The organism is Mesorhizobium sp. M0938 (genome assembly GCF_040319125.1).
Taxonomy (GTDB): domain Bacteria; phylum Pseudomonadota; class Alphaproteobacteria; order Rhizobiales; family Rhizobiaceae; genus Mesorhizobium; species Mesorhizobium robiniae.
Genome location: NZ_JAMYNS010000001.1, coordinates 50,630 through 62,438, shown reverse-complemented (window position 1 = coordinate 62,438; position 11,809 = coordinate 50,630). Strand labels below are relative to the sequence as shown.

Annotated in this window: 9 protein-coding genes; 8 read left to right on the top strand and 1 reads right to left on the bottom strand. The window is 64.0% G+C overall.

The window, feature by feature from the left end:
* Window positions 1-3: 3 nt before the first annotated feature.
* The 7 genes from NKH73_RS00265 to NKH73_RS00235 all read left to right on the top strand — a co-directional run bounded on the left by NKH73_RS00265 (window position 4) and on the right by NKH73_RS00235 (window position 9,095).
* Complete coding sequence (locus tag NKH73_RS00265) at window positions 4-801, top strand: ABC transporter ATP-binding protein (protein ID WP_352926428.1); 798 nt, start codon at window positions 4-6, stop codon at window positions 799-801.
* Window positions 802-1,200: 399 nt separating this feature from the next.
* On the top strand, window positions 1,201-1,392 hold the full coding sequence (locus tag NKH73_RS00260; protein WP_352926425.1) for a hypothetical protein: 192 nt from the start codon (window positions 1,201-1,203) through the stop codon (window positions 1,390-1,392).
* 116 nt (window positions 1,393-1,508) lie between these two features.
* Window positions 1,509-2,750 (top strand): MFS transporter, encoded by a 1,242-nt coding sequence (locus tag NKH73_RS00255; protein ID WP_502893954.1) that lies wholly within the window; start codon window positions 1,509-1,511, stop codon window positions 2,748-2,750.
* Between the two features lie 19 nt (window positions 2,751-2,769).
* Window positions 2,770-5,220, top strand: a complete 2,451-nt coding sequence (nirB, locus tag NKH73_RS00250) for a nitrite reductase large subunit NirB (protein WP_352926419.1) — start codon at window positions 2,770-2,772, stop codon at window positions 5,218-5,220.
* Window positions 5,221-5,225: 5 nt separating this feature from the next.
* The gene (nirD, locus tag NKH73_RS00245) at window positions 5,226-5,555 is read left to right on the top strand and encodes a nitrite reductase small subunit NirD (protein ID WP_352926416.1); all 330 of its coding nucleotides are present in this window, start codon (window positions 5,226-5,228) and stop codon (window positions 5,553-5,555) included.
* Between the two features lie 2 nt (window positions 5,556-5,557).
* Entirely contained in the window at window positions 5,558-8,506 is a 2,949-nt protein-coding gene (locus tag NKH73_RS00240) for a nitrate reductase (RefSeq protein ID WP_352926413.1), read from the top strand.
* A 103-nt stretch (window positions 8,507-8,609) separates the two neighbouring features.
* Window positions 8,610-9,095, top strand: coding sequence for a hypothetical protein (locus NKH73_RS00235; RefSeq protein WP_352926410.1), 486 nt, complete (start codon window positions 8,610-8,612; stop codon window positions 9,093-9,095).
* A 29-nt stretch (window positions 9,096-9,124) separates the two neighbouring features.
* On the opposite strand, the gene NKH73_RS00230 is transcribed toward NKH73_RS00235, so the two are convergent.
* Window positions 9,125-10,156, bottom strand: a complete 1,032-nt coding sequence (locus NKH73_RS00230) for a hydroxyacid dehydrogenase (RefSeq protein WP_352926408.1) — start codon at window positions 10,154-10,156, stop codon at window positions 9,125-9,127.
* Window positions 10,157-10,329: 173 nt separating this feature from the next.
* Between NKH73_RS00230 and NKH73_RS00225 the strand changes: the two genes are divergently transcribed.
* A complete protein-coding gene (locus tag NKH73_RS00225; RefSeq protein WP_352926406.1) occupies window positions 10,330-11,769 on the top strand; it encodes an aldehyde dehydrogenase family protein in 1,440 nt (479 codons plus the stop codon).
* The last annotated feature ends 40 nt before the right edge of the window (window positions 11,770-11,809 follow it).

The window sequence follows — 11,809 nt, the reverse complement described above, 5'->3', positions numbered from 1 at the left end:
GCCATGACGGCCTACCTGAAACTCGACCATATCGACAAATCCTTCGCCCGCGGCGGCCAGGTCAGCGAGGTGCTGAAAGACATCAGGCTCACCATCGATAAGGGCGAATTCGTCTCGATCATCGGCCATTCCGGCTGCGGCAAGTCGACCTTGCTCAACCTGATCGCCGGGCTGACCAGAGTCTCCGCCGGCGCTGTGCTGCTCGAGGACAAGGAGATCGACAGCCCCGGACCCGAGCGCGCCGTGGTGTTCCAGAACCACAGCCTTTTGCCGTGGCTCACCGTCTACGAGAACATCAATCTGGCGGTGTCGAAAGTGTTCGGTTCGACCAGGAGCCGGGCCGAGCGGCATGATTGGATCATGCGCAATCTCGAGCTCGTGCAGATGGCGCATGCCAGGGACAAGCGGCCCGCCGAGATATCGGGCGGCATGAAGCAGCGCGTCGGCATCGCCCGCGCTCTGGCCATGGAACCGAAGATCCTGCTGCTCGACGAGCCGTTCGGCGCGCTCGACGCGCTGACGCGCGCCCATCTGCAGGACGCAGTGATGGATATCCATTCGAGGCTTGGCTCGACGACGATCATGATCACCCACGATGTCGACGAGGCGGTGCTGTTGTCCGACCGCATCGTCATGATGACCAACGGCCCGGCGGCGACCATCGGCGAGGTGCTTGCCGTGCCGCTGGCCCGGCCGCGCCGGCGCATCGAGCTTTCCTCCGACCGGACCTTCCTGCGCTGCCGCGAGGCGGTGCTGAAGTTCCTCTACGAACGCCACCGCTTCGTCGAAGCCGCGGAGTAAGGCGATGACCGAAAAACGCGTCATCATCGGCAATTGGCAATCTGCGTCGGCAATGGGCAATCTATCGCATTGCACAAATATTATGCTGCTGCGCAAGGCATTCTGACTAAGCTTTGATCCGCTGCCGGGCTTGGTCAAAAATCGCTCGGCGGCGGTTCACATTGATTTTATTCGGTAATTTAGAGCGCTGTCGAATTGGCACGCTTCCTGCTTTCTAAAATGTAGGCCCGCAAAGGGCCAAGTGACACGGCGTCCAATGGCGGGCGCCACAGGCAAAGCTGCCGCTCAGGTCAATACGCGATCCCGGATGGACGGACGCGCGAAGACCTGGCCGGCGGCTTTTTTGTTTTTACACGATCGACGGCGCTGGTCCCAAGCGGCGCCCAACCGGAGACGACGATGACGAAACGGATCGGAACTGGCGCGTCCCTCGCGGACTTCACGCGCCGCGATTTTCTGGCCAGCAGCGCGCTGACGGCGGCGCTGTTCACCGCCGCGCTCCTGCTGTTTCCCGTTGGCGCCAAGACGGAAAGCAACGACCTGACCGTGGCGAGCCCGGTCTCGTTGCACGGGCCGATGCCGCGTCGCTGATCACTCACCTACAAAACATCCGCGGTGCCTCCCACGCCGCAAACCGGAGCCAGACGTTGACCGCAAATCTCCCAGCCGCGCCCAGCCAGGACAGTGCTCCCCAGCAGGCGCTTGTAATGTCCACCATCGCCTTCACCGTCTGCTTCGCGGTGTGGACGATCTTTTCAATCATCGGCGTGCGCATAAAGCAGGACCTTGGGTTGAACGAGACGGAGTTCGGCCTGCTGGTCGGCACCCCGATCCTCACCGGTTCGCTCGTGCGCATGGTGCTCGGTGTCTGGACCGACCGGTTTGGCGGACGGCTGGTATACACCGCGACCATGCTTGCGGCGGCGGTCGCGACCTTCCTGCTCGCTTTTGCGCAAACCTACGCACAGATGCTGGTCGCCGCGTTAGGCGTTGGGCTCGCCGGTGGTTCCTTCGCCGTCGGTGTCGCCTATGTCTCGCGCTTCTTCCCGGCTGGCAAGCAGGGCACGGCGCTTGGCATTTTCGGTGTAGGCAATGTCGGCGCCGCGGTTACCAAGTTCCTGGCACCGTTCGTGCTTCTCTCCTGGGGCTGGCAATCGGTCGCGCTGATCTGGGCGGCAGCACTCGTCGTCATGGCCGCCGTCTTCTGGTTCACGACCGGCGACGATCCGGTTATCCGCGAGCGCCGCGCCGGCAAGGCAGCGCCCGCGAGAAGCTTCTTGCAGGAATTCGCGCCGCTAAAGAACCTGCAGGTCTGGCGCTTCGCCTTCTATTATTTCTTCGCCTTCGGTGCATTCGTCGCGCTGTCGCTGTGGCTGCCCCGCTACCTGATCGGCGTCTACGGCTTCGGGCTTGCGACCGCCGGCATGATCGGCGCGGCCTATTCAATTCCGGCAAGTATTTTCCGCGCCTATGGTGGCGTGCTTTCCGACCGCATCGGCGCCCGCACCGTGCTCTACTGGACCTTCGCTGTCAGTGCCGTCGCGACTCTCGTTCTGTCTCTCCCCTCGGCAGACTACGTCGTGCACGGCATCAGCGGGCCGATCGCCTTCCATTTCGAGATCGGCCCGCTCGCCTTCATAGCCGTTGCCTGCGTGCTCGGCTTCTTCATGAGCCTTGGCAAGGCCGCCGTCTACAAGCACATCCCGGCTTACTACCCGCAGAATGTCGGCGCGGTCGGCGGCGTTGTCGGCATGATTGGCGGGCTCGGCGGCTTTATCCTGCCAATCGCCTTCGGCGCACTGAACGACCTCACCGGCGTCTGGTCGAGCTGCTTCATGTTGCTCTTCGTCATCGTCGCCACCTGCTTTGCCTGGATGCACTTCAGCATCCGGCGGATGGAGCGCGCGGCCGCCGCCGAAGCTTCAGGCCTTTCCTACGCGGCTGAGTGAGACCGGAGTGAATCAGGACATGACCGAAAAACTCGTCATCATCGGCAACGGCATGGCCCCCGGGCGCATGCTGGAGCATCTGCTGGAAAAGGCGCCGGACCTCTACCAGGTCACCATCTTCAACGCCGAGCCGCGCGTGAACTACGACCGCATCATGCTGTCGCCGGTTCTGTCAGGCGAAAAGGATTATGAGGAGATCATCATCCATGGCGATGGCTGGTACATCAAGCACGGGATCACCCTCTACAAGGGCCACAAGATCGTCGCCATCGACAGGGCAGCAAAAACAGTCACCTCCGATCATGGCGTGACCGAGCCCTACGACAAGCTCGTCATCGCCACCGGCTCGGTGCCGTTTATCATCCCGGTGCCCGGCCATGATCTGCCGGGCGTGCTCACCTATCGCGATCTCGACGACGTTCGGGCGATGATGCTGGCCGCGCAGTCACGGGCCAAGGCCGTGGTTATCGGCGGGGGCCTGCTCGGGCTGGAGGCGGCTGCGGGCCTGAACGCGCAGGGCATGGACGTCACCGTGCTGCATGTCATGCCGACGCTGATGGAGCGCCAGCTCGATCCTGCCGCCGGCTACCTCCTGCAGCGCGCTGTCGAGCAGCGCGGCATCAAGGTCATCACCAAGGCCAACACCCAGGCGATCACAGGCAAGGGCAAGGTCGAGCAGGTGGAACTCGCCGACGGAACCATCATTCCGGCGACGCTCGTCGTCATGGCGGTGGGCATCAGGCCGAATGCGGCGCTGGCGAAGGAAGCCGGCATTGCCGTCAATCGCGGCATCGTCGTCGACGCCGGCATGCGCAGCAACGATCCTGACATCTACGCGCTCGGCGAATGCGCGGAGGTCAACGGCCAGGTCTATGGTTTGGTGGCGCCGCTCTACGAGATGGCGCGCGTCGCGGCCAGCCAGCTTGCCGGCGACGAGAAGGCGGCATTCGTCCATTCGGACACGCCGACCAAGCTCAAGGTCACGGGCATCGAGCTGTTCTCGCTCGGCGATTTCGCCGAGGGCGACGACCGCCAGGAAATCGTGCTGCGCGATGCTTCGGCCGGTGTCTACAAGCGGCTGGTGCTGAAGGACGACCGTATCATAGGCACCGTGCTTTATGGCGAGACGGCGGACGGCGCCTGGTTTAACGACCTCAAGAAGAAACAGACCGACATATCGGAAATGCGTGACACGCTTATCTTCGGCCAGTCATACCAGGGAGGCGCCTCCCTGGACCCTATGGCGGCCGTTGCAGCCTTGCCGGATGATGCGGAAATCTGCGGCTGCAACGGCGTTTGCAAGGGAAAGATAACAGGCGCGATCACGGACAAGGGCCTGACCTCGCTCGACGACGTGCGTGCCCACACCAAGGCTTCCGCTTCCTGCGGCTCCTGCACCGGTCTGGTCGAGAAGCTGATGGTGCTGACCATCGGCGACAAGTACAATCCGGCGGCTGTGCAACCGATGTGCGGCTGCACCACGCTCGGCCACGACGAGGTCCGCCGGCTGATCAAGGCCAAGGGCCTGAAGACCATTCCCGCCGTCATGCAGGAGCTGGAATGGACGACCTCCTGCGGCTGCGCCAAATGCCGGCCAGCGCTCAACTACTATCTCGTCTGCGACTGGCCGGACGAATATGCCGACGACTACCAGTCGCGCTTCATCAACGAGCGCGTTCACGCCAACATCCAGAAGGACGGCACCTATTCGGTGGTGCCGCGCATGTGGGGCGGGGTCACCAATGCCGCCGAACTGCGTGCCATCGCTGACGTCGTCGACAAGTTCGAGATTCCAATGGTCAAGGTCACCGGCGGACAGCGCATCGACATGCTCGGCATCCGCAAAGAAGACCTGCCGGCGGTGTGGGCCGATCTCGGCCAGGCCGGCTTCGTCTCCGGCCACGCCTACGCCAAAGGACTGCGCACCGTGAAGACCTGCGTCGGCTCGGACTGGTGCCGCTTCGGCACCCAGGATTCGACGGGATTCGGTGTCCGCATCGAGAAATTCATGTGGGGCTCCTGGACCCCGGCCAAGGTCAAGATGGCGGTCTCGGGCTGTCCGAGGAACTGTGCCGAGGCGACCTGCAAGGATGTCGGCGTCATCTGCGTCGACAGTGGCTACGAGATCCACTTCGCCGGCGCCGCCGGCCTCGACATCAAAGGCACCGAGGTGCTCGGCCTGGTCAAGACCGAGGACGAGGCGCTGGAGCACATCGTGGCGCTGACGCAGATGTATCGCGAACAGGGCCGCTATCTCGAGCGCATTTACAAATGGGCCAAGCGCATCGGCATCGCCGAGATCAAGCGCCAGGTCATGGACGATGGCGACAAGCGCAAGGCCTATTACGAGCGCTTCGTCTTTTCGCAGAAATTCGCGCAGGTCGACCCGTGGTCGGAACGCGTTTCCGGCAAGGATAAGCACGAATTCCGGCCGATGGCTTCGGTCGGCTTTGCCCAGGCGGCGGAGTGATCATGATGAACTGGGTGTCAATCGGCTCTCTCTCCGACATCCCGCGCCGCGGCGCGCGCTGCGTCGCCACGCCCGAGGGAAAAATCGCCGTCTTTCGCACGGCGGAGGACCAGGTCTTCGCCATCGAAGACCATTGCCCACACAAGGGCGGGCCGCTCAGCCAGGGCATCGTCCATGGTGCGGCGGTGACCTGTCCCTTGCACAATTGGGTCATCTCGCTGGAGACCGGCAAGGCGCTTGGCGCCGACGAAGGCGCGGTGCGCACCATTCCGGTGCGGATCGAGGGCGAGCGTCTGTTCATTGCGCTCGAAGCGCTGGCCAGTCGCGCAGCCTGAGCATGAACATCGACGAAGCGCGCGAGGTGAGGACCACCTGCCCCTATTGCGGGGTGGGCTGCGGCGTGCTGGCCAAGGTCGCTGCGGACGGTGAGGTAACCGTCCGCGGCGATCCTGACCATCCGGCGAATTTCGGCCGGCTCTGTTCCAAGGGCTCGGCGCTGGCCGAGACGATCGACCTCAACGGCAGGCTGCTCTATCCGGAGATCCGCGATCGCCGCACCAGCTGGGACGAAGCGCTCGGCGTCATCGCCTCGACCTTTTCGCAAACCATTGCCGAGCACGGCCCCGATTCGGTCGCCTTCTACGTCTCGGGCCAGTTGCTGACCGAAGACTATTATGTCGCCAACAAGCTGATGAAAGGCTTCATCGGCTCGGCCAATATCGACACCAACTCGCGCCTGTGCATGGCCTCGTCGGTTGCCGGCCACCGCCGCGCCTTCGGCTCCGACACGGTACCGGGCAGCTACGAGGATCTGGAGCTTGCCGACCTCATCGTGCTGGTCGGCTCCAATCTCGCCTGGTGCCATCCGGTGCTCTACCAGCGCATCGCCGCCGCCCGGGAAAAGCGGCCCGACATGAAGGTGGTGCTGATCGACCCGCGCCGTACGATGACTGCAGATATCGCCGACATGCATCTGGCGATCGCGCCGGATGGTGACGTTGCGCTGTTCACAGGGCTGCTCGCCTATCTCGGTCAGCATAACGCGCTGGACCGCAGCTATATCACGGCGCACACGACCGGCTTCGGGCAAGCCCTTTTCGCCGCCTCGGCGCTCGACCTTGCCGGTATCGCCGCTGCCACGGGCTTGGGCGAGGACGAGCTTGGCCGCTTCTACAGCCTGTTTGCCGCGACGGCGAAGACGGTGACCGTCTACAGCCAGGGCGTGAACCAGTCGTCCTCGGGCACCGACAAGGTCAATGCCATCATCAATTGTCATCTCGCCACCGGCCGCATCGGCAAGCCCGGCACCGGGCCATTTTCGGTGACCGGTCAGCCCAACGCCATGGGCGGCCGCGAGGTTGGCGGCATGGCCAACATGCTGGCTGCCCATATGGAGATCGAAAACCCCGAACATCGCGACCGCGTGCAGCGCTTCTGGGACGCGCCTGACATCGCCGAAAAGCCTGGCCTGAAGGCGGTCGAAATGTTCCAAGCCGTGGCCGACGGACGCATCAAGGCGCTGTGGATCATCGCGACCAACCCGGTCGATTCGATGCCGGATGCCGATGCCGTCGAGGCGGCAATCAAGGCCTGCCCGTTTGTCGTGGTATCGGACGTGCTGGCCAAGACCGATACGGTCCGCCACGCCCATGTCCGGCTGCCCGCCGCCGCCTGGGGCGAAAAGGACGGCACCGTCACCAATTCGGAGCGCCACATCTCGCGCCAGCGCGCCTTTTTGTCCACGCCCGGCGAGGCAAGAGCCGACTGGTGGATCATCGCCGAAGTGGCCAGGCGAATGGGTTTTGGCGAGGCGTTTTCTTATGCGTCGGCGGCGGAGATCTTTGCTGAACACGCCGCGCTGTCGGCATTCGAGAATGACGGCGCGCGGGATTTTGATATCGGTGCCTATGCTGACGCAGAGACGTATGAGGATATTCTACCGTTCCAATGGCCAGCGCCGACCTTACCCTCCCCCTTGAGGGGAGGGTCGGGGAGCGCGTCGAGCGAAGCGAGACAAACGAGCCGGGGTGGGGTCGGTATTGAAGTCTCGACCTCTCCGGGTCACCCCAACGAGGTGGAAGCCGTCGCAGACGACCCCCTCTGGCCTGCCGGCCATCTCCCCCTCGAGGGGGGAGATCAGCCGCCACTACGACCTTCGCCAATCTCAGGCGTTGCAGGAATGCGCGGATCGAAGACGCTGCCAATCTCCCCCCTAGAGGGGGAGATGGCCGGCAGGCCAGAGGGGGGCGGCACGACCGGGCGCCAGCCCGTTCGCTTCTTCGCCAACGGCGGCTTCTACACACCCGACCGCAAGGCGCGTTTCATCGCCGTCCGCCCGACAGCGCAAACCCGCACCAGCCCGGACTATCCACTAATCCTCAACACCGGCCGCGTCCGCGACCACTGGCACACCATGACGCGGACCGGAAAGAGCCAGCGCCTATCTCAGCACATGGCCGAGCCCTTCGTCGAAATCCATCCGGCGGATGCCGCCCGCACCGGCATTGGCGACGCCGACATTGTGCGCGTATCGACTGTGCATGGCGAAGTGCTGGTCCGGGCGCTGCTAACGGCTCGGCAGCGACCGGGATCGGTCTTCGTGCCGATGCACTGGACCGACCAGTTCTCCGCGCGCGCTCGTGTCGATGCGCTGGTGGCGCCCATCACCGATGCTGTGTCCGGGCAGCCGGCCTCGAAAAATGTTGCCGCCCGCGTGGAACGCTTCGCTGCTGCCGCCTTCGGCTTCGCCGTGCTGGCCGAACGGCCGACCTCGATCGACGCCAACTATTGGAGCCTCGCCCGCTGTGCCGCCGGCTGGCGCCTAGAGCTTGCGTTCGAGGCTGGCCGGGACTGGCCGGCTTTCGCAGCCTCGCTTTTCGGCGCGGATGCGCTAGGCGAGACGCTCGCCTATCATGACGTCACCGGCGGGCACTATCGCTTTGCTCGTTTCGCCGGCAGCCGGCTGGCTGGCGCGCTCTATCTGGCGCCCAAGCCGGTCGCCGTGTCGCGCAGCTGGGCGGTGGAGCAGTTGAGCGCGGACCACGCCGATCGGCGTGGGCGGCTGGCGATCGTAGCCGGGCGGCCCGGCGGCAACCGCGTCGACCGTGGCGCCATCGTATGCTCCTGCTTCGGAGTTGGCGCCAATCAGATCGCGGAAGCGGTGCGCGGCGGCTGCGTAAGCGTCGAGGCGATCGGCGCCACCCTGCATGCCGGCACCAATTGCGGTTCCTGCCGTGCCGAGATCAGGGCCATCATCGAGGCGCGACGCCTTCAAGCGGCGGAGTGAGGACGTCGAGAAACGCTGTCACGCCGGGCCTCGACGCTTACCAGCAATTTACAAACCATGGGCTACCAACGTCCTCATTCGATTCGTTCCGAACAGGACCCGTATGAGCAAAGCCCTCACTTCATTCGCACTGGTCGCCATATTGACGGCTTTGCTGATGGCGCTCAGCCTGGCAGTGGCCCAGCATGGCTATCCTTATGGTGCGATCGGCGCAAAACGCCTGGACGACGTCGCCGATGCCGGGACGTTTATCCCGCTTGCATCGGTCTATTTCTTCAGCGCGCTGCTGATGATGATCCTGCCGATCAGGGCCGCCAGCGTTGTCCTGACGAACGCCGCGGATGCGATCTTCTGGACAGTCGTCGTGTTGTTTGCAGCCATCATTGGCTGCCTCGCTGCCAGATGGGCTTTCGATCGAAGCAACATCTTGCCGGCGCTGCTGAACTGGCGCTTCCTGTTCGTCGTCGCCATCGTCGGATGCCATCTTTTCATGAACGAGCTGCGCCGCAATATCCTGCTGAGAAGCCTGTTCTTTGTCGTCTTCGCCGCAGCGACGTTGGCCTGCCTGTTCTGGTCGTTCACCATCTGACAAACCCGCGCAGGCGCTGGCTTGACGGCTCAGTTCTTGTCGACCGGCTTCGAACGCATGCGCGAAACGGTTTCGCGTTCGGCCCGCTTCGAACGCATCGGCGGCAGCCCGCGGTCGATCAGGTCCATATCTTCCAGCACCATGTCGCCCATGCGCTTGAAGGCGATGTCGAGCGCGCCGGCCCGGTGGGCGGAACGCAGGAAGCCGGGCAGCGCGCGCACGGGATGATCCTGTGCCAGCGGCTCTTCCGGAAACACATCGCTGGCGGCGACGATATGACCGCTGCGAACGGCGTCCATCAATGCCGGGAAATCGACCACGCCGGCACGGCTGAGCAGGATGAAGGCAGCTCCCTTGCGCATTCTGGCAAAGGCCTCAGCGCCGAGAAAACCCTGGTTTTCGCTGGTCACCGAAGCGACGACGAAAACGAAATCGCTCTCCGACAGGACCGAATCCAGCGACGCCGGCTCGACGCCGTTCTCTATCAGGATCGACGGCGGCAGCCACGGATCGAAAACCTTGGTCCGCGTGCGAAAGCCCGACAGCAGCCGGTTGAGCGCGCGACCGAGGTCGCCGAAGCCGATGATGCCGACATCCGCGCCAGAAAGAAGCCGCGCCGTCCGGTTGCCGTCGCCGCCCCACAGCTCCTTGCCCTGCCGGAAGGCGAGGTCCGCATCGACGATGTCGCGAGCGAGGTTGAGCGCCATGGCAAGGCCGAGCTCGGCAACAGGCTCGGCGAAGACCAGGCCCGTGGTGACGACATGGATGCCGCGCGTAAACAGCGTCTCATACGGCATGTTGTTGAGGAGGTTGCTCTCGACATTGAAGATGCAGCGCAGCGTTTGCATCTTGTCGAGCGTCTCCGGCGCGATCGGCGGCTGGCCGACAATGTAGCGCGCCTCGGCGAGCACATCGGCCGGCAGGGCCGCGACGCCTTCCGGCGACGTTTCGACGATACGATATTTGGCGCGGAATCTCGCCAGTGCCTCGGGCGTGAAAATCAGATCGAGCGTGCGTGGCTCGGGCGCGCTGATCACCAATGGCAAGGCGCTGTCGGACATGGCGGTTCCTCCTGGCGCGATCCGCGTCGCACACGCACTAAAGTCATGGTTTACCACCTAGACACCTAACACATGCCTGTCGAGGAGGAGAACTTTGCGGCCGGCGGCCTTGCGGTGTGGCGGCCGGTGGTCCAGATAGACGGCAATCGAAAGACGACAAGGAAGACAGCGATATGACCCCGTTTCGAAAGAACCTCATTGATGGCGAGTGGGTTGGCGATGCCGGCTCCCGCAACATCAACCCGTCCAATCTCGACGACGTGGTCGGCGAATATGCGTCGGGCGACGCCGAGCAGGCCCGGCAGGCGATCGCGGCGGCGAAAGCGGCATTTCCGGCATGGTCGCGATCGGGCCTGCTGGCACGCCACGCGTTGCTGAGAAAGGCGTCGGACGAGATCACCGCGCGCAAAGATGAAATCGGCCGGGCGCTGGCGCGCGAGGAAGGCAAGACGCTGGTCGAGGGCATTGGCGAGACCGTGCGCGCCGCCCAGATCTTCGATTTCTTTGCTGGTGAGGCGCTGCGCCTGTCGGGCGAGCTGGTTCCAAGCGTGCGGCCCGGCGTCGGTGTCGAGATCACGCGGGAGGCGGTCGGCGTCGTCGGCATTATCACGCCGTGGAATTTCCCGATCGCCATCCCGGCGTGGAAAATCGCTCCTGCCCTGGCCTATGGCAATACCATCGTCTTCAAACCGGCCGATCTGGTTCCGGAGAGTGCCTGGACCATTGTCGACATCCTGCATCGGGCCGGCCTGCCGAAGGGCGTGCTCAATCTCGTCATGGGCAAGGGTTCGGTGGTCGGCCAGGCCATGCTCGACAGCCCCGACCTCAATGCCATCACCTTCACCGGTTCGGTTGGCACCGGCAAGCGCGTGGCTGCCGCGAGCGTCGAGCACATGCGCAAGTTCCAGCTCGAAATGGGCGGCAAGAACCCGCTTGTCGTGCTCGACGATGCAGATCTTGCCGTTGCCGTCGACTGCGCGATCAACGGCGCATACTTCTCGACCGGCCAGCGCTGCACGGCATCGTCCCGCCTGGTCGTGACGGACGGCATCCATGACCGCTTCGTCGATGCGATGAAGGATCGCCTGGCTAAGCTGGTCGTCGGCGACGCTCTCGATGCGAAGACCCAGATCGGACCGGTCGTCGACCAGAGCCAGCTGAAACAGGATGAAGACTATATCGCCATCGGCCGCCAGGAAGGCGCCGATCTGGCCTTCGGTGGCGAGCGGCTCGATCGCGAAACCCGCGGCTTCTACCTGCAGCCGGCGCTGTTTACGCAAGCCAGCAACGCCATGCGTATCTCACGCGAGGAGATTTTCGGACCGGTCGCCAACGTGATCCGCGTCAAGGACTATGACGAGGCGCTGGCGGTGGCCAACGACACGCCGTTCGGGCTGACGTCGGGCATCTGCACATCGAGCCTCAAGCACGCCACGCATTTCAAGCGCAATTCGGAGGCCGGCATGGTGATGGTCAATCTGCCGACGGCCGGCGTCGACTTCCATGTGCCTTTCGGCGGCCGCAAGGGATCGAGCTACGGCCCGCGCGAGCAGGGCCGCTATGCGGCGGAATTCTACACCACGGTGAAGACCGCCTATACGTTCGCCGGCTGATAAAATCGGCAGCGCGAGTGCACGGGCGAACATGCCCGTG

Coding starts and splice junctions, on each gene's coding strand:
- NKH73_RS00265 (WP_352926428.1), top strand. CDS start 4: ATGACGGCCTACCTGAAACTCGACCATATCGACAAATCCTTCGCCCGC.
- NKH73_RS00260 (WP_352926425.1), top strand. CDS start 1,201: ATGACGAAACGGATCGGAACTGGCGCGTCCCTCGCGGACTTCACGCGC.
- NKH73_RS00255 (WP_502893954.1), top strand. CDS start 1,509: ATGTCCACCATCGCCTTCACCGTCTGCTTCGCGGTGTGGACGATCTTT.
- nirB (WP_352926419.1), top strand. CDS start 2,770: ATGACCGAAAAACTCGTCATCATCGGCAACGGCATGGCCCCCGGGCGC.
- nirD (WP_352926416.1), top strand. CDS start 5,226: ATGAACTGGGTGTCAATCGGCTCTCTCTCCGACATCCCGCGCCGCGGC.
- NKH73_RS00240 (WP_352926413.1), top strand. CDS start 5,558: ATGAACATCGACGAAGCGCGCGAGGTGAGGACCACCTGCCCCTATTGC.
- NKH73_RS00235 (WP_352926410.1), top strand. CDS start 8,610: ATGAGCAAAGCCCTCACTTCATTCGCACTGGTCGCCATATTGACGGCT.
- NKH73_RS00230 (WP_352926408.1), bottom strand. CDS start 10,156: ATGTCCGACAGCGCCTTGCCATTGGTGATCAGCGCGCCCGAGCCACGC.
- NKH73_RS00225 (WP_352926406.1), top strand. CDS start 10,330: ATGACCCCGTTTCGAAAGAACCTCATTGATGGCGAGTGGGTTGGCGAT.